General features: G+C 63.9%; 17 protein-coding genes. 12 read left to right on the plus strand and 5 right to left on the minus strand.

The features are described from left to right. The first annotated feature begins 52 nt into the window (after positions 1 to 52). Entirely contained in the window at positions 53 to 394 is a 342-nt protein-coding gene (locus Q1Y33_RS09430; protein WP_300799545.1) for a hypothetical protein, read from the plus strand. An 8-nt stretch (positions 395 to 402) separates the two neighbouring features. Beyond that, a complete protein-coding gene (locus Q1Y33_RS09435) occupies positions 403 to 1047 on the plus strand; it encodes a leucine-rich repeat domain-containing protein (protein WP_300799547.1) in 645 nt (214 codons plus the stop codon). Here Q1Y33_RS09435 and Q1Y33_RS09440 read toward each other — a convergent pair. Further along, on the minus strand, positions 1038 to 1535 hold the full coding sequence (locus tag Q1Y33_RS09440) for a hypothetical protein (protein ID WP_300799549.1): 498 nt from the start codon (positions 1533 to 1535) through the stop codon (positions 1038 to 1040). The genes Q1Y33_RS09435 and Q1Y33_RS09440 overlap by 10 nt on opposite strands. 110 nt (positions 1536 to 1645) lie before the next feature. Here Q1Y33_RS09440 and Q1Y33_RS09445 point away from each other — a divergent pair, with 110 nt between their 5' ends. From Q1Y33_RS09445 to Q1Y33_RS09460, 4 genes are read left to right on the plus strand one after another with little or no spacing between them, the layout of a single operon-like run. Continuing rightward, positions 1646 to 2911 (plus strand): adenylosuccinate synthase, encoded by a 1266-nt coding sequence (locus tag Q1Y33_RS09445; protein ID WP_300799551.1) that lies wholly within the window; start codon positions 1646 to 1648, stop codon positions 2909 to 2911. Positions 2912 to 2965: 54 nt separating this feature from the next. Further along, complete coding sequence (locus tag Q1Y33_RS09450) at positions 2966 to 3844, plus strand: electron transfer flavoprotein subunit beta/FixA family protein (RefSeq protein ID WP_300799552.1); 879 nt, start codon at positions 2966 to 2968, stop codon at positions 3842 to 3844. An 18-nt stretch (positions 3845 to 3862) separates the two neighbouring features. After that, positions 3863 to 4882 carry an electron transfer flavoprotein subunit alpha/FixB family protein gene (locus Q1Y33_RS09455; RefSeq protein ID WP_300799553.1) on the plus strand — a complete coding sequence of 340 codons (1020 nt, stop codon included), beginning with the start codon at positions 3863 to 3865 and terminating at the stop codon, positions 4880 to 4882. Continuing rightward, complete coding sequence (locus tag Q1Y33_RS09460) at positions 4882 to 6612, plus strand: acyl-CoA dehydrogenase family protein (RefSeq protein WP_300799555.1); 1731 nt, start codon at positions 4882 to 4884, stop codon at positions 6610 to 6612. The genes Q1Y33_RS09455 and Q1Y33_RS09460 overlap by 1 nt, the downstream gene beginning before the upstream one ends. Positions 6613 to 6729: 117 nt before the next feature. Here Q1Y33_RS09460 and glsA read toward each other — a convergent pair whose 3' ends face one another. Together glsA and gadC are read right to left on the minus strand one after the other, a co-directional pair. Further along, a complete protein-coding gene (gene glsA, locus Q1Y33_RS09465) occupies positions 6730 to 7707 on the minus strand; it encodes a glutaminase A (protein WP_300799557.1) in 978 nt (325 codons plus the stop codon). Between the two features lie 17 nt (positions 7708 to 7724). Next, the gene (gene gadC, locus Q1Y33_RS09470; protein WP_300799559.1) at positions 7725 to 9356 is read right to left on the minus strand and encodes a putative glutamine/gamma-aminobutyrate antiporter GadC; all 1632 of its coding nucleotides are present in this window, start codon (positions 9354 to 9356) and stop codon (positions 7725 to 7727) included. 140 nt (positions 9357 to 9496) lie between these two features. Here gadC and Q1Y33_RS09475 point away from each other — a divergent pair, with 140 nt between their 5' ends. From Q1Y33_RS09475 to Q1Y33_RS09485, 3 genes are all read left to right on the plus strand, one after another. Beyond that, positions 9497 to 10426: a DUF5106 domain-containing protein gene (locus Q1Y33_RS09475; RefSeq protein WP_300799561.1), complete on the plus strand. Its 930-nt coding sequence runs from the start codon at positions 9497 to 9499 to the stop codon at positions 10424 to 10426. 133 nt (positions 10427 to 10559) lie between these two features. Continuing rightward, the gene (locus tag Q1Y33_RS09480) at positions 10560 to 11114 is read left to right on the plus strand and encodes an NADH peroxidase (protein ID WP_300799563.1); all 555 of its coding nucleotides are present in this window, start codon (positions 10560 to 10562) and stop codon (positions 11112 to 11114) included. Positions 11115 to 11279: 165 nt separating this feature from the next. Beyond that, positions 11280 to 12023 (plus strand): DUF5036 family protein, encoded by a 744-nt coding sequence (locus Q1Y33_RS09485; RefSeq protein WP_300799564.1) that lies wholly within the window; start codon positions 11280 to 11282, stop codon positions 12021 to 12023. A 104-nt stretch (positions 12024 to 12127) separates the two neighbouring features. Here Q1Y33_RS09485 and Q1Y33_RS09490 read toward each other — a convergent pair whose 3' ends face one another. Both Q1Y33_RS09490 and Q1Y33_RS09495 read right to left on the minus strand, forming a co-directional pair. After that, a complete protein-coding gene (locus Q1Y33_RS09490) occupies positions 12128 to 12559 on the minus strand; it encodes a hypothetical protein (protein WP_300799565.1) in 432 nt (143 codons plus the stop codon). After that, positions 12556 to 12765 carry a YtxH domain-containing protein gene (locus Q1Y33_RS09495; RefSeq protein WP_295906562.1) on the minus strand — a complete coding sequence of 70 codons (210 nt, stop codon included), beginning with the start codon at positions 12763 to 12765 and terminating at the stop codon, positions 12556 to 12558. The genes Q1Y33_RS09490 and Q1Y33_RS09495 overlap by 4 nt, the downstream gene beginning before the upstream one ends. A 69-nt stretch (positions 12766 to 12834) precedes the next feature. On the opposite strand from Q1Y33_RS09495, the gene Q1Y33_RS09500 reads away from it, so the two are divergent. The 3 genes from Q1Y33_RS09500 to Q1Y33_RS09510 all read left to right on the plus strand — a co-directional run bounded on the left by Q1Y33_RS09500 (position 12835) and on the right by Q1Y33_RS09510 (position 15706). Continuing rightward, a complete protein-coding gene (locus Q1Y33_RS09500; protein ID WP_300799568.1) occupies positions 12835 to 13341 on the plus strand; it encodes an SLOG family protein in 507 nt (168 codons plus the stop codon). A 105-nt stretch (positions 13342 to 13446) separates the two neighbouring features. Beyond that, a complete protein-coding gene (locus tag Q1Y33_RS09505; protein WP_300799570.1) occupies positions 13447 to 14175 on the plus strand; it encodes an acyl-ACP thioesterase domain-containing protein in 729 nt (242 codons plus the stop codon). Between the two features lie 382 nt (positions 14176 to 14557). Then, on the plus strand, positions 14558 to 15706 hold the full coding sequence (locus tag Q1Y33_RS09510; RefSeq protein ID WP_300799572.1) for a glycosyltransferase: 1149 nt from the start codon (positions 14558 to 14560) through the stop codon (positions 15704 to 15706). Positions 15707 to 16110 lie beyond the last annotated feature (404 nt).

Raw genomic sequence — 16110 nt, forward strand, 5'->3', positions numbered from 1 at the left:
GGTGCGGTATGCAAATTTTATTTATACTTGCAGAAAATTTCGAAGCACTACTATGGCTAAACAGAATACGACGAAGAAACATATCGTAACGAGCTTCCATAATCTGACGCCTGACCTGCAGGAAGCGGTCCGGGCCCTGTATCCGTTGGGATTCACCGATGCGATGATGCGCATCGACAAACCCAACGGCGATTTTTTCTATGCCGTGCCGTTCGACACGGACGAGGTGGCCTACCTGGTGAAGATCGACGTGAAGATCGACGACAACGCCCAGGACGACGATACGCCCGATTACTACGACGACGAGATCAAGGGGGCCGACGAGCTGCAGGGCGCCGATGACGACGCTTCGGGCGACGCGATGGAGCCCACCGACGACGACGTCGACATCTGATGCCGCCCATGCCCGGCCGACCCCGCATCTTCCGGTTCGGCGCGCTCCGCATGGCGCCGTGGCTGCTGTCGGCCGCGGTTCTTGCGGCCTGCGGCCTGGTCGACGACAGCCGCGAGGAGCAGAGCAGATACCAGTACATTGTCTTTTCCGACAAGGCTTTCGAGAGTTACTGCCTCGAGACGTGGGATTTGAACGGCGACGGCCGCATCTCGCGCTACGAGGCGCAGCGCGTGCGCCGCATCGACTGCCCGGACCGCGGCATCGCGTCGCTCTTCGAGATCGGGGAGTTCGGGAACCTCGAACGTCTCGACTGTTCGCGCAACGCCATCGCCACGCTCGACGTCTCGCCGCTCGCGCGGCTCGAGGAGCTCGACTGCTCGCAGAACCGCCTTACGTCGCTCGATTTGGGCAGCCTGCGCGGACTCGTGCGGCTCGACTGTGCCGGCAACCGGCTTGCGTCGCTCGATCCTGGGAGCTGCACTTCGCTGGCGGAGTTCGACGGCCGCGACAACCGCTATCCGACACTCGACGTGAGCGGCTGCTCGTCGTCGCTTGCGGCCGACCTGACCCAAAATCCGCAGCTTACGCTCGTCTACGCCCGCCCGGGGCAAAGCGTCCGCGCCGAGGGCGCGACCGAGGTGGTTTACCGCTGATCCCTTCCGCCGCGAAGTTCCGGCCGGTCCGTTTCTGTCGGGCCGGTTTCGTTTTTTTTGCCGCCCGGGATGCCGCCGTTTCTGTCGGGCGGTTCCGTTTTTTGCCGCCCGGGATGCTGCCGTTTCTGTCGGGCGGTTCCGTTTTTGCCGCCCGGGTGCCGCCGTTTTCGTCGGCCCGGTCTTGTTTTTTGCCGCCCGGGATGCTGCCGTTTCTGTCGGGCCGGTTTCGTTTTTTTGCCGTCCGGGATGTCGCCGTTTCTGTCGGGCCTGCTCCGTTTTTTTGCCGCCCGGGATGCCGCCGTTTCTGTCGGGCCTGCTCCGTTTTTTTGCCGCCCGGGATGCCGCCGTTTCTGTCGGGCCGGCTCCGTTTTTTTTCGCCCGGGATGCCGCCGTTTCTGTCGGGCCGGCTTCGTTTTTTTGCCGCCCGGGATGCCGACGGCGCATTCCCGCCGTCCGGCGAAGGATGTTGCGTCGCCGGGAGTGTTCATTTTCGATTCTTTGTTGAAAAGTCCCCGGGGCGAATTTGGGGATTACGCCAAATTTTTTGTACCTTTGGATGCAAAAAATGTCTTTTGCAGCATTAAACAAACCGGATACAATGAAAAAAGTAGACGTGATCCTCGGCCTGCAGTGGGGTGACGAGGGCAAGGGAAAGGTCGTGGATGTATTGACGCCCCGCTACGAGGTCGTCGCACGTTTTCAGGGCGGTCCCAATGCCGGTCACACGCTGGAGTTCAACGGCGAGAAATACGTGCTCCGCTCGATCCCCTCGGGAATTTTCCAGGGCGGCAAGACCAACATCATCGGCAACGGCGTCGTGCTGGATGCCATTCTCTTCCGCGCCGAGGCCGAAGAGCTGGCCCGCAGCGGCCACGACCTGACGCGGCAGCTCTGCATCTCGAAGAAGGCCCACCTGATCCTCCCGACGCACCGCATCCTCGATGCGGCCTACGAGGCGGCGAAGGGCAGCGCCAAGATCGGCACCACGGGCAAGGGCATCGGTCCGACCTACACGGACAAGGTGAGCCGCAACGGCATGCGCGTGGGCGACCTGCTCGATCCCGATTTCCGCAATATCTACGCGGCGGCGAAGGCCCGCCACGAGACGATTCTGCGCGGGCTCGGCTACGAATACGACATCACCGAGCTGGAGAAGCAGTGGTTCGAGGCCGTGGAGTACCTCAAGCGCTTCCGCATCGTCGACAGCGAATATTTCATCAACGAGGCGCTCCGCGACGACCGGAGCATCCTGGCCGAAGGGGCCCAGGGCACGCTGCTCGACGTCGACTTCGGGTCGTATCCCTTCGTCACGTCGTCGAACACCGTCTGCGCGGGTGTCTGCGTGGGCCTGGGCGTGGCGCCGAACCGCATCGGCGAGGTCTACGGCATCTTCAAGGCCTACTGTACGCGCGTGGGCAGCGGTCCGTTCCCCACGGAGCTCTTCGACGAGACGGGCGACCGCCTCTGCTCGCTCGGCCACGAGTTCGGCGCCGTCACGGGACGCCGCCGCCGCTGCGGCTGGCTCGACCTGGTGGCGCTGAAGTATTCGATCATGATCAACGGCGTCACGCAGCTCATCATGATGAAGTCCGACGTGATGAACGACTTTGACACGATCCGCGTGGCCACGGCCTACGAGATCGGCGGCGAGCGCACCACGCACTTCCCCTATACGATCACCGGCGACCTGCGTCCGGTCTACACCGACTTCGAGGGGTGGCGCTGCGACCTGCGCCACTGCCGTACCTACGATGAGTTCCCCGCCGCGTTCAAGCGTTACGTGGAGTTCATTGAGCGCGAAACGGGTGTGCCGGTGAAGATCATCTCCGTCGGCCCGGACCGCGGCGAGACGATCGTGCGGTAGGGCATGCGTCCGCCGCAAAACGAAGCATGTAATCTGTAACCTTATACAACAGTAATGAAAGAAAACCTTAAAATTGTCGTATTGGCCAAGCAGGTGCCCGACACCCGCAACGTGGGCAAGGACGCGATGACGCCGGAAGGAACCGTCAACCGCGCGGCGCTGCCGGCCATCTTCAATCCCGAAGACCTCAATGCCCTTGAGATGGCGCTCGCGCTCAAGGACCGCGTCGCGGGCGCGACGGTGCACATCCTGACGATGGGCCCGCAGCGCGCCGCCGACATCATCCGCGACGCGATGTTCCGCGGCGCCGACGGCGGCTACCTGCTCTCGGGCCGCGAATTCGCCGGTTCGGATACGCTGGCAACCTCCTATGCGCTCTCGTGCGCACTGAAAAAGATCGCTCCCGACGTGATCTTCGCGGGCCGTCAGGCCATCGACGGCGACACGGCGCAGGTAGGCCCGCAGGTGGCCGAGAAACTCGGGCTGCCGCAGGTGACCTATGCCGAGCAGATCGTCGAGATACGCCCCGCATCGCTTGTCATCCGTCGTCGCCTGGCCAACGGCGTCGAGACGGTCGAGTGCCCCGTTCCGGCCGTCATCACGGTCAACGCCTCGGCTCCGGCCTGCCGTCCGCGCAACGCCAAGCGCGTGATGACCTACAAGTGCGCGCTGGCCAAGTCGGAGGTCGCCGCAGCGCCCGATTCGGAGGCTGCACGCCGCGTGGCCGCGAAACCCTATCTGCAGATCGTCGAGTGGGCTGCCGCGGAGGTCGATCCCGATCCCGCACAGCTGGGCCTGCAGGGCTCGCCCACGAAGGTCAAGAAGATCGAGAACGTCGTCTTCGCCGCCAAGGAGGCCAAGCGCCTGACGGCCGACGACGCGCAGATCGATTCCCTGATGAAAGAACTCATTGCGAGCCACACGCTCGGTTAATAGCCTTTGAATCCCGTTATGAACAACATATTCGTATATATCGAGCTCGAGGGCGGCAAGATCGCCGACGTAAGCCTCGAGCTGTTGACCAAGGGCCGCGAGCTGGCTGCGAAGCTGGGCGTGAAGCTCGAAGCCGTGGCGCTGGGTCACAACCTTTCCGGCATAGAAAAAGAGCTGGCCAAGTACGGTGCCGACACGGTGTGGGTGGCCGACGACGAAATCTTCGCGCCGTTCCGCACGCTGCCCCACACGGCCGTGCTGTGCGGCCTGATCGAGCAGGAGAAGCCGCAGATCGCCCTGTTCGGCGCCACGCCCGTGGGCCGCGACTTCGCACCGCGCGTCTCCTCGGCGCTGCACAGCGGTCTGACGGCCGACTGTACGCAGCTCGAGATCGGCGACCACAAGGACGCCAAGACCGGCAAGGAGTACACCGACCTGCTCTACCAGATCCGTCCCGCCTTCGGCGGCAACATCATCGCCACGATCGTCAACCCGGACCACCGTCCGCAGATGGCCACCGTGCGTGAGGGCGTCATGCGCAAGGAGTGCGCCGCGCAGCCCGCAGCGGGCGAGGTGAAGGCGATCGACTGGCGCAGGTTCGTCAAGGATACGGACCTCGTGGTGAAGATCGTCGACCGCGAGATCGCCGAGAGCAAGATCGACATCAAGGGCGCGAGCGTCATCGTGGCCGGCGGCTACGGCATGGGCTCGAAGGAGAACTTCAAACTGGTGCACGAACTGGCCGACGTGCTGGGCGCCGAGGTGGGTGCGAGCCGTGCGGCCGTTGATGCGGGCTTCACGGAGCATGCGCGCCAGGTCGGACAAACCGGTGTCACGGTGCGCCCGAAACTCTACATCGCCTGCGGCATTTCGGGCCAGATTCAGCACACGGCCGGCATGGAGGAGTCCGCGATGATCATTTCGATCAACACCGACCCCGATGCGCCGATCAACAAGATCGCCGACTACGCCATCACGGGTGACGTGAACGAGGTAATTCCCAAGATGATCAAGTACTACAAACAAAATTCGAAGTAATGGCTAATTTCTTTTCAGATAACAAGGATTTGCAGTTCCACCTCGGGCATCCCGCGATGCGCAAGATCGTGGAGCTGAAGGAGCGCGGCTTCGCCGAGAAGGACCTCTACGACCATGCGCCGCAGAATTTCGAGGACGCGATGGACTCCTACCGCCGGGTGCTTGAGATCGCGGGCGAAGTCTGCGGCGACGTCATTGCCCCGAATGCCGAAGGCGTGGACCACGAGGGCCCGCGCGTGGTGAACGACCACGTGGAGTATGCCTCGGGTACGGTTCAGAACCTCAAGGCGATCGTCGATGCCGGATTGAGCGGCCTGACGCTCCCGCGCAAGTACGACGGCCTGAACTTCCCGCTCGTCTGCTTCGTCATGGCCAACGAGATGGTGGCCCGTGCCGATGCGGGCTTCGAGAACATCTGGGGCCTGCAGGACTGCGCCGAGACGCTCAACGAATTCGCCTCGGAGGAGCTCAAGCAGCTGTTCCTGCCCCGCGTGTCGGCGGGTGCGACGTGCGCCATGGACCTCACGGAGCCCGATGCCGGTTCGGACCTCGGTGCCGTGATGCTGAAGGCCACCTGGTCGGAGGAGCGGCAGACGTGGCTGCTCAACGGCGTCAAGCGCTTCATCACCAACGGTGACGGCGACATCTCGCTCGTGCTGGCCCGCACGGAGGAGGGAACGACCGATGCGCGCGGCCTGTCGATGCTCGTGCACGACAAGCGCGACGGCGGCGTCAAGGTGCGCCGCATCGAGAACAAGCTCGGCATCAAGGGCTCGCCGACGTGCGAGCTGGTCTTCACGAACGCCCCGGCCCGGCTGGTCGGCGACCGCAAGATGGGTCTTATCAAGTACGTGATGTCGCTGATGAACGCCGCCCGTCTGGGTATCGGCGCGCAGTCGGTGGGTCTGTGCGAGGCTGCCTACCGCGAGGCGCTGAAGTATGCCCACGAGCGCGAGCAGTTCGGCAAGCCGATCGTGCAGTTCGCCGCCGTGTCGGAGATGCTCTCGAACATGAAGGCCAAGCTGCAGGGCGCCCGCGCGCTGCTCTACGAGACCACGCGCTTCGTCGAGATTTACAAGCAGTACGGCCACATCGCCCAGGAGCGTTCGCTCGAGGGTGAGGAGCGCCAGGAGATGAAGTTCTACAACCGCCTGGCCGACGGCTTCACGCCCCTGGTGAAGCTCTTTGCATCGGAGTACGCCAACCAGCTGGCCTACGACGCCATCCAGATCCACGGCGGTTCGGGCTTCATGAAGGACTACCCCTGCGAGCGGCTCTACCGCGACGCCCGCATCATGAACATCTACGAGGGCACCTCGCAGCTGCAGGTCGTGGCGGCGATCAACGCCGTGACGAAGGGCACGTTCATGGAGCAGATCGGACGCTATGCCGAGGCGGAGTATGCCGAGCCGATGCAGCCCGTCGTGGCGAAGCTCCAGGAGCTGACCGCGAAGCTCGCGGAGATGATCGCGCATGTCGAGGCCGGCGAGAAGGAGAAGGCCGGGTTCAAGGATTTCCATGCCCGCCGTCTGGTCGAGACCTCGGGTCATATCATCATCACCTACCTGCTGGCGCGTCAGGCCGGCGAGTGCGCCGAGTACGAGGCGTCGGCCCGCATCTTCTGCAAGCTGGCCGAGGGCAAGATCGCCGAGGCGTACAACTACGTGATGAACTCCACGACCGAAGATGTCGACCTGTTCCGCCAGGTGATCCGCACGGAGGAGTGCTGATCCCGCCGGATTTCCGAAAAAAGGGCCTGCTTCACATGAAGCGGGCCCTTTTTCGTTGCGGGTGTCGGGACCGGACGGCGCTCCGGTGGGGGAGGCTGCCACTCCTCGTGGGGAAGGTCAGGCCTTGACGGCTTCGTGTACCGCGGCGCGCGGAGCGTCGAAGAGGTTGAGGCCGAGCTGTGCGGCGATGTCGGCCAGCGCCCGCTGGGCCTTCACGGAGTTGCCCGCCGAATCGAGCGGCGGAGCGAAGGCCGCCACGCCCATGACGCCCGGCACGACGCCCATGATGCCGCCGCCGACCCCCGTCTTGGCCGGGAGCCCCGTCGTGAAGAGCCAGTCGCCCGTATGCTCGTAGAAGCCGACGGTGGCCATCATGGCGGTGATCTTCGGCGTCAGCTCCGCGCGGAAGACCTCCTCGCCCGTCACCGGGTTGCGTCCTCCGGCGGCGATCGTCGCCGCAAGGGTTGCCAGCTCTTTGGCCGTGATGCCGATCGAGCACTGCCGTGTGTAGAGGTCGAGCGACAGGTCGGGGTCGTCGTAGATGCGGTTGTAGTTCTTAAGCAGCCAGGCAATCGAGCGGTTGTTGAAGTTGGTCTCCGACTCCGAACGGTAGAGTTCGTCGATCACCCCGACCTGCGCACCGCAGAGCGCCTCGACGAAGCGGAGGATCGACTGCCACTTGCCGTCGCGGTCGCCCACGGGCTTGATCAGCGAGCAGGCCGAGATGGCCCCGGCGTTGACCAGCGGCGTCGAGGGGTGGTCGTTTTCGAGCAGGATGGCGATGATCGAGTTGAATGGCAGCCCCGTGGCGTCGGCGCCGATGCGGTCGAGCACCTCCTGCGCTCCGTACTGCTGCATGGCCAGCAGCGCCGTCGGGACCTTCGAGACCGATTCGATGCCGAAGCGGTACTCCGTGTCGCCCACGGCGACGACGGTGCCGTCGGTCAGGCAGGCCGCGATGCCGAAGAGCGTCGAGGGGACGTTGGCCAGGTAGGGGATGTAGTCGGCGTTCTTGCCGCCGGTCGTGTTCTTGACTCGGTCGTAGGCCCCGCGCAGGGCCTGTGCGACGTGCTGTCTGTCGATTTTCGGTGTCATGGTTGTCGGTTTGTTTGTTATTTGGTCGGTTGTTTCTCTTTTCCCGGATTCCCGGCGGAAGCGGGCTTCGGTTGTGCTTTCCTCGGAGCGGCGGCCGGGGCTGCCGATGGGGCCGGCGAAGCAGGGGCTGCCGGAGCGGTTCGTGCGGACGAAGTTGTCGGGGCTGTCGGGGCAGCCGGGGCCTCCCAGTGGAAGGGGGCGAACTCGGCGGCGGCCTGCGGGTCTCGCCACGAGGGCTTGCGCATGGCATAGATGATGAACGGGATGCCGACCACGATCACACAGCCGATGATGAGCACCGAGAACCAGACGGTGCTGCTGCCCGTGGCGATCTGTCCGGGCGGCACGAAACTCAACACGAAGGCCAGCAGCGAGCCGCTGAAGCCCATCGCGCCGAGCAGCCACATCACGCCGTTGCCGCTGCCCTTGCCCAGGCGGAAGGGTCGCGGTGCGGACTTCATCCTGTAGCGCAGGACGATCGCCGCGGCGAACATGAGCATGTACATGATCAGGTAGAGCAGCACGGTGAGCTGCGAGAGGATCTGGTAGAAGGACTGCACCGAGGGCATGACGACGAAGAGCAGCGCCAGCAGCGTCACGATGCCGCCCTGGATGAGCAGGATGTTGCGCTGCACGCCGATGCGGTTGGTCTTCTGGAAGAAGGGCGGCAGGTAGCCCGCCTTGCCCACGGCGAAGATACCCTTCGAGGGGCCGGCCACCCAGGTGAGCACGCCGGCCAGCACGCCGAACATCAGCGCCACGGCGATGACGGGCCCGGCCCACGAGACATGCAGGTAGCGGAAGTAGTTGTCGAAGCCGATGAGCAGCGACTGCGTGAGGCTGATGTCCTTGGCCGGGATGATGAATCCGAGCGAGAAGGTGCCCAGCACGAAGATGCAGACCGTCACGAGCGATCCGATGATGATCGCCCGGGGGTAGTTGCGCGAGGGGTTCTTCACCTCCATGACGTGGATGCCCATCATCTCCATGCCGGCGTAGAAGAGGAAGATGCTGCTCGCCAGCACGAGGTTGTCGAGCTTGCTCAGGTCGGGGAAAAAGCCCTGCGACATGTCCATGTTGTTGTGGCCCCCGGTGGCGATGTAGACGGCGCCGAGCACGATGAGCAGCCCGGCGGGGATGATCGTGCCGATCATGCCGCCCCACTTGCTGATCTTGCCGACCCAGTCGAGCCCCTTCAGTGCGATGAAGGTGGCGATCCAGTAGATGGCCAGCACCATGACCAGCGTGAAGACCTTGTTCGAGGCCAGCGCCATGTCGTGCGGTTCGTTCGTGCCGATGAAGGCGATCGACACGGCACCGAAGGTCAGCACCGTGGGGTACCAGATTGTCGACTCGATCCATTGCAGCCAGATGGCCAGGAAGCCCGTGCGGGCGCCGAAGGCCTCGCCGACCCAGCGGAAGACGCCGCCCTGCTTGTCGGAGAACATCGCCGCGAGCTCGGCGGCGACCATGGCCGTCGGGATGAGGAAGACGATGGCGGCGAACAGGTAGTAGAAGGCCGACGAAGGCCCGTAGACCGCCTCGGCGGGCAATCCGCGCAGGCTCACGACCGCCGTCACGTTCATGATGGCGAGTGTCATGACACTCAACTTGAAACCCGTACTTGCGGTGGTTTTCTTTACATCCATAGTGTTTGATTTTTTGTTTTGACCTCCCGAACGGTGCAACTACCGTGCAAATCCGTCACGGGATGCGTTTCGGGCTTCGCCGATGCGGAAATCTTCCCGAAAAAACGTATCTTTGCCTTCGGACACAAAAACTCATGCAGATGTACCGTACATTGCTTCTGATTCTTGCGGCCGTCGGCCTTGCGGCATGCGGCGGCCGCACGTCCCGCCGCCCCGCCGCGCATGCGGCGGCCGAAACGCCGGCCGTCTTCCTCCCGGCAATCGCCCCCGCCGAACTCTCCCCCGAGGAGCGGGTCGAATGGCTCCGCTGGCACTACTGGGACAACTTCGACTTCGCCGACACGACCTTCCTGCGGCGTGCCGACACGTTGCAGATGGTCGAGGCTTACGCCCGCTACGTGCAGCTGCTCTTCGCGGCCCCGACCGACGGTGCGCCGGTGGATTCGCTCATGCGCCGCGCCTCCGCGTCGCGCCCCATGCTCGACTACTTCGTCCTGCTGGCCGGTTACGTGCTGCACGACCCCAACTCGCCGCTGCGCAACGACGAGTTCTACATCCCCGTGCTGCGGGCGCAGCTCTCCAGCCCGTGGTACGACGAATACGAACGGCTGGCCCCGGAATACAACCTGAACCTCGCGTCGCAGAACCGCATCGGCCATCCGGCCAACGACTTCCGCTACACGCTCGCGTCGGGGGCCACGGGCACGCTCTACGGCATCCGTGCGGAGTACGTGCTGCTGTTCATCAACAACCCTGGCTGCCCGATGTGCCGCGAAATCCGCGAGGCGGTGTCGTCGTCGCCGATGCTCACGGAGATGATTGAGCGGGGGCGGCTGCGGGTGCTGGCGCTCTATCCCGACGAGGAGCTCGACGAGTGGCGCGCCTACCACGACGAGATTCCTCCGAGCTGGATCAACGCCTACGACGACGGCTGCGTGCTGCGCGAAAAGGGGTTGTACGACCTGTCGGCCATTCCGTCGCTCTACCTGTTCGATGCGCAGAAGCGCGTGCTGGTGAAGGATGCGACGGACGTGGCGCTCATCGAGGAGGTGATCGACCGCCGCGGATAGGGGACCGGTATAGGCGCAGCCTATCGTCGCATAAAAAAAGACAATCGTTTTTTTATGCGAACTTCGCGGCGAATCGTTATCTTTGCAACGTAGAAAAACGAATTATCAACCACACACAAAACATTACAAGATTATGGCAAAGAAATGGCGTTGTACCGTATGCGGGTACATTCATGAAGGTCCCGAGGCTCCCGAGCAGTGCCCGATGTGCAAGGTAGGCAAGGAGAAGTTCGTAGAAGTCGTAGAGCAGGAGGGTGACCTCGATTTCGTCACGGTTCACAAGATCGGCGACGGCAAGGGCGCCAGCAAGGAGCTCTGGGAGGGTCTGCAGAACCACTTTATGGGCGAGTGCACCGAGGTGGGCATGTACCTGGCCATGAGCCGTCAGGCCGACCGCGAGGGCTATCCCGAGATCGCCGAGGCCTACAAGCGCTACGCCTGGGAGGAGGCCGAGCACGCCTCGAAGTTCGCCGAGCTGATCGGTGAGGTCGTATGGGACACGAAGACCAACCTCTACAAGCGCATGAACGCCGAGTGCGGTGCCTGCGAGGACAAGATGCGCCTGGCCCGCCTGGCCAAGGAGGAGAACCTCGACGCCGTGCACGACACCGTACACGAGATGGCCAAGGACGAGGCACGCCACGGCAAGGGCTTCGAAGGCCTCTACAAGCGTTACTTCGGCAAATAATCGCCCGCAAGGAACATCGTATGACAAGGAGCGGCCCCGCATGCGCGGGGCCGCTTTTTTTCGTGGCGAAACTTTTTTTTTGGGGGGGGGAATTTTTATCTATCTTTGCCGCCGGTACGGACCCCGTACCGTGTGCAGTCTGATAAAATAAAAAACAATGTGATGATGAAAAAGCTGTTTTTGCCGATTCTGCTTTCGGCGTGTGTATTGGGTGCAGTCTCCTGCTCCAAGGACGAAATTCCCGGCGATCCCGACGGAACCGCCATCCTGAACATGTACAACGAGGAGAACGGACGGACGCTCCTCTCCGATTCGGATATCTATATCGACAATGCCGGGAACTTCGTGAGCCCGTCCAGCTGCCAGCTCTTCATGGTGGGCCGCCTGTCGGGACTGGGTGCCGTCAAGGCCTCGACGCTGACGAACCCCGCGCCGCAGGTCGCCGTGAAACCCGGATACGGCTACGTGGCCGTGCGGGGCGCTGCCGTGCGGCGCTTCCCGTCGCAGGCCACGGCCATGTCGCTCGATCCCGATCTGGGTGTCAACTACCTGAAATTCTATGTAACGGAGCTGCTCGAGGATGCCTCGGAAAACAGTTTGGGCGCCGTCGTGAAGTTCACCGTCGCCCGGCCCCGGAACTATTGGCTGCCCGAGTGGGGCTCGACGCCCTACGTGCTGGACTGCACGTCGAAGGGGCTCGGGGATACCGTCTCCGTCACGCTGCCCGGGGATGATTTCGAGGCCGACTTCGACGGGCAGGGTTACCTCTCGTGCGAGAAACAGGGCCGCCGGCTGGTCTTCAGGCTGCTTGACTGGCCCGTCCGCGGAGGCGGCTATACCCACCAGGCAACCCTGCGGCTGCGTGTCGGCGAGAGCTATACGGAGGTTCGCGCAGAATTCCGCTATTGACGTCCCGCATGCGGCCCGCGTCGCTGCGGAGAAGACGGAAAAAGCGTCCGGAGCAGGTTGCGCTCCGGACGCTTTTCACTTGTTGCCGACCCTGTGATGCCGTCTTACTCCTTCGGACACTCCCCGCGGCGCGGCTCGGTGCGGCGTGTCTCTCCACGGTCTGTCTCCGTGCGGCGCGGCTCCTGCGGTCGCGGCCGGAGACTGAACAGGGCCAGCAGCGGCAGGGCCTTCGCGGTGATCCAGCGGTAGCCCTCGCGGGCCGTGCGGGCCACTTCGTAGACGGTTTCGAGCCGCTCCCCGATGCGGGCGAGCGGTTCGCGCAGCGCCGCGAGCCACACCACCACGGCCAGCAGAAGGCAGGCGCCGCCGACGATGAGCGCCGCCGCGGCCATCGAGCCGGTGAGCGTCGCGAGCCAGAAGACCAGCGCCGCGAGCAGCAGCACCAGGCACGTCGCGGCCAGCAGCACGAAGAGGAGCAGCGCGACGACGAAACGGCCCGGCGCGGGCTCTGCGCGCGCCGGTTGCGGGGGTGTCATTTCTCCTCGCATCGGCAGCGGGCCTCCTCAATCATCTCCTCGACCTGCCCGACCTTGTCGCGGAGTTTTTCGACCTCGTTGTCAAGCAGGTCGCGGATTTGGCGGCGCAGGTCGGCGCCCGACTGCGGTGTGAAGAGCATCGTGAGGGCCGAGCCGAGAATCATGCCGCCCACGAGCGAGGCAATGACGATACCTGTGTTTTTCATACGCGTGATACTTTTTGAATGTACGGAAACGGCTTGCAAAGTCCGGGCCAAAGCATTATCTTTGGTCGCATGATCGAAGAGCTCCGGACCACCGTTTCCTTCACCGGACACCGCACCTATCGGGGCGAGGCGGATGCCTTGCTGCGCGATACGGTGCGGCAACTCTACGCGCGGGGGATGCGGACCTTTCTTTCGGGCATGGCGCTGGGCTTCGACCTTGCGGCCGCCGAGGCCGTGCTGGCGTGCCGGGCGGAGTGCGCGGAGCTGCGGCTGGTGGCCGTCATTCCGTTCGAGGGGCAGGAGCTGCACTATCCGGAGGCGGAGCGGCAGCGCTTCCGGCGGATTGTCGCGGCGGCGGACGAGACGGTGACCCTTGCGCGCGGGTACCACCGCGGCTGCTACGCCGTGCGGAACAACTACCTGGTTGACCGGGCCGCGCTGCTGGTCGCGTGGTACGACGGTTCGGAGGGCGGCACGCAGTACACCGTGCGGCGGGCTCTCACGCACGACCGCGAGGTGTGGAACCTCCATCTTGCGGCGCGGGTCTCCGTACAGCCGTATCCCGGGCTTTTCTGACTGGAGGGCGTGCCTGTTTGGCCGGCAATACTCCGGGTGCAAACGGACAGGGACACGATAAAATTCGTATCTTTGCCCTAACGGACAAATCAAATACGGAAAATCATGGCAGAAAAATCCCTTTACCCGTTTCGGGTCGAACCCCAGGAGGTCGACTTCACGCTGCGTGCGACGATCGCGTCGCTGGGTTCGGTGATTCTCAATGTGGCGGGCATCGACGCCCACGGCAAGGGCTTCGGTGTCGACGCCCTGAATGCCGACAACCATTCGTGGGTCCTCTCGCGCATGGCCGTCGAGTTCGACAGCCGCCCCGTACAGTATACCGACTACACCGTGGCGACGTGGATCAGCGACTACGGCCGTGTCCTCTCGACGCGTAACTTCACGCTGACGGATGCCGCCGGGCATGAATTCGGCCGCGCCGTCTCGCAGTGGGCCATGATCGACCTGCGGAGCCGTGCGGCCGTCGACCTCTCATGGGTCGGTCAGGCCCATGCCGAGGCCATCGTCGCGGCCCCGTCGCCCGCCGAGAAGCCCCGCAAGATCCGTTCGGTGGCGCCGACGCAGAGCATGGAGCACCGGGTCGTCTACAGCGACATCGACTTCAACCGCCATGTCAATACGATGCGCTACATCGAGATGATGTGCGACATGCTGCCGCTGGAACTGATCTCGTCGGAGGCACCCGTGCGGCTCGACATCCATTTCCTCAAGGAGTGCCGCTACGGGCAGACGCTTACCGTCGGCTGCGAGCTGCACGAACGCTCGGCGCTCTTCGAGGTGTGCGGCGAGCCGGGCGTGGCGGCCGTGCGTGCCGGGTTTGAGTGGCGGTAGGCGATGCGATCGGCCTGTGCGCCGGGTTTGAGTGGCGGTAGGCGATGCGATCGGCCTGTGCGCCGGGTTCGGGTGGCGGTAGGCGATGCGAACGGCCGTGCGTGCCGGATTCGGGTGGCGGTAGGCGATGCGATCGGCCGTGCGTGCCGGGTTTGAGTGGCGGTAGGCGAAGCAGTCGGTCTGTGCGCCGGGGCCCGGGTGCCGCAATCCGGCATCCTGTCGGCAGTGGGGCGGCGTCCGCCTGTAAAATATATCGGGATTCCGGCTTCGGGTCCCGATTTTTCGTCTTCTTTGTAAAAGACAGGAGGCGGTTCGGCACAGCCAAACCAAAAAACTTCGTTTTCGTTTGCCTCTGCACTCGTCTTTCGCTATCTTTGTCGATATGAAGATCACGATTCTGGGACCCGCCCATCCCTACCGGGGCGGATTGGCTTCGATCATGGAGATTATGGCCCGCACGTTCCAGCGGCGCGGCGCGGAGGTCGACATCCGCACCTTCACGCTGCAATACCCTGCGCTGCTGTTCCCGGGCAAGAGCCAGACGCTCACGACCTCTGCGCCCGCCGACCTGCGCATCTGCCGCTGTGTCAATACGGTCAACCCCTTCAACTGGCTGCGCATCGGCCGCCTCATCCGGCGCGAGCGGCCCGATTTCGTGCTGATGAAGTACTGGACACCCTTCATGGCGCCCTGCTTCGGGACGATTGCGCGCCTGGCCCGCCGCAACGGACATACGAAGGTCATCTGCCAAATCGACAACGTCGAGCCGCACGAACACCACTTCATCGACCGGCCCTTCAACCTTTACTTCCTGCGTGCGGTCGACGGCTTCGTCTACATGTCCGAGCAGGTGCACCGCGAACTGGAGGCCTATATCGACGCGCCGGCGCTCTTCTCGCCGCACCCGCTCTTCGAGAACTTCGGCGAGCGTGTCGACCGTTCGGAGGCGTGCGTGCGGCTGGGGCTCGACCCCGCCTGCCGCTATGTGCTCTTCTTCGGGCTGGTGCGCGACTACAAGGGGCTGGACCTGCTGCTCGACGCCTGGGCGCAGCTGAAACGCGCGGGCCGCACGCAGGGCCGCCGGCTGATTGTCGCGGGCGAGTTCTACACCTCGAAGGAGCCCTACCTGCGGCAGATTGCCGCAAACGGCCTGGTGGACGAGGTGATCCTCCACGACTACTTCATCCCCGACGAACGGGTCAAATACTACTTCTCGGCGGCCGATTTTGTCGTGCAGCCCTACAAGACGGCGACGCAAAGCGGCGTGACGCAGATTGCCTACCAGTTCTGCGTGCCGATGGTCGTCACGCGTGTCGGGGGGCTGGCCGAGATTGTGCCCGACGGCCGCGTGGGGTATGTCTGCGAGCCGACGGCGGAGGGGGTGGCCGATGCCGTCGTGCGGATGTATGCCGACGGGGTGCTCGAGCGCTTCCGCGAAAACTGCGTCGAGGAGCGCCGCCGTTTCTCGTGGGAGGAGATGTGCACCCGCATCGAGGAGGTCTACCGCCTGGCCGCGGAGCGGTCGCGATAGGGGGCGGCAGCGTGTCGACAGCCGATTGCCGACTGCCTTTTCCGGCCGTCTTTTCCTCCCGCCGACCGCTGCCCCGTTCCCTGACCGTCAGTCGTCAGTCTGTTTGCTGCCCGTCGGCTGTCAATCCTGTTTGCCGAAGCCCTGCCGCTGCCTGCCAGCCGCCAGTTCCGGTTGCTGCCCGTCGGCCGCCTGCTGTCAATTCCATTTGCCAACCGCCGACCCCATTTACTGACTGCCGGGTGCTGCCCGGCCGGGCGTGCCGCTCCGGACCGTATGCCGGTGCGCTGTTCCGGCCGCATTTCCGAACCTTCCCGATGAATAATTTTTTGCCGTGCGAAGTCCCGCTTTGCGGGATTTTTCCTATCTTTATATCCATGTTTCGGACCTTAAAAACTCAAAACCTG

Origin of the sequence: uncultured Alistipes sp. (assembly GCF_949296715.1) — a bacterium.
Taxonomy (GTDB): Bacteria; Bacteroidota; Bacteroidia; order Bacteroidales; family Rikenellaceae; genus Alistipes.

Coding starts and splice junctions, on each gene's coding strand:
- Q1Y33_RS09510 (WP_300799572.1), top strand. CDS start 14,558: ATGAAGATCACGATTCTGGGACCCGCCCATCCCTACCGGGGCGGATTG.
- Q1Y33_RS09485 (WP_300799564.1), top strand. CDS start 11,280: ATGAAAAAGCTGTTTTTGCCGATTCTGCTTTCGGCGTGTGTATTGGGT.
- Q1Y33_RS09460 (WP_300799555.1), top strand. CDS start 4,882: ATGGCTAATTTCTTTTCAGATAACAAGGATTTGCAGTTCCACCTCGGG.
- Q1Y33_RS09430 (WP_300799545.1), top strand. CDS start 53: ATGGCTAAACAGAATACGACGAAGAAACATATCGTAACGAGCTTCCAT.
- Q1Y33_RS09505 (WP_300799570.1), top strand. CDS start 13,447: ATGGCAGAAAAATCCCTTTACCCGTTTCGGGTCGAACCCCAGGAGGTC.
- Q1Y33_RS09490 (WP_300799565.1), bottom strand. CDS start 12,559: ATGACACCCCCGCAACCGGCGCGCGCAGAGCCCGCGCCGGGCCGTTTC.
- Q1Y33_RS09475 (WP_300799561.1), top strand. CDS start 9,497: ATGTACCGTACATTGCTTCTGATTCTTGCGGCCGTCGGCCTTGCGGCA.
- Q1Y33_RS09440 (WP_300799549.1), bottom strand. CDS start 1,535: ATGAACACTCCCGGCGACGCAACATCCTTCGCCGGACGGCGGGAATGC.
- gadC (WP_300799559.1), bottom strand. CDS start 9,356: ATGGATGTAAAGAAAACCACCGCAAGTACGGGTTTCAAGTTGAGTGTC.
- Q1Y33_RS09455 (WP_300799553.1), top strand. CDS start 3,863: ATGAACAACATATTCGTATATATCGAGCTCGAGGGCGGCAAGATCGCC.
- glsA (WP_300799557.1), bottom strand. CDS start 7,707: ATGACACCGAAAATCGACAGACAGCACGTCGCACAGGCCCTGCGCGGG.
- Q1Y33_RS09495 (WP_295906562.1), bottom strand. CDS start 12,765: ATGAAAAACACAGGTATCGTCATTGCCTCGCTCGTGGGCGGCATGATT.
- Q1Y33_RS09435 (WP_300799547.1), top strand. CDS start 403: ATGCCCGGCCGACCCCGCATCTTCCGGTTCGGCGCGCTCCGCATGGCG.
- Q1Y33_RS09500 (WP_300799568.1), top strand. CDS start 12,835: ATGATCGAAGAGCTCCGGACCACCGTTTCCTTCACCGGACACCGCACC.
- Q1Y33_RS09445 (WP_300799551.1), top strand. CDS start 1,646: ATGAAAAAAGTAGACGTGATCCTCGGCCTGCAGTGGGGTGACGAGGGC.
- Q1Y33_RS09480 (WP_300799563.1), top strand. CDS start 10,560: ATGGCAAAGAAATGGCGTTGTACCGTATGCGGGTACATTCATGAAGGT.
- Q1Y33_RS09450 (WP_300799552.1), top strand. CDS start 2,966: ATGAAAGAAAACCTTAAAATTGTCGTATTGGCCAAGCAGGTGCCCGAC.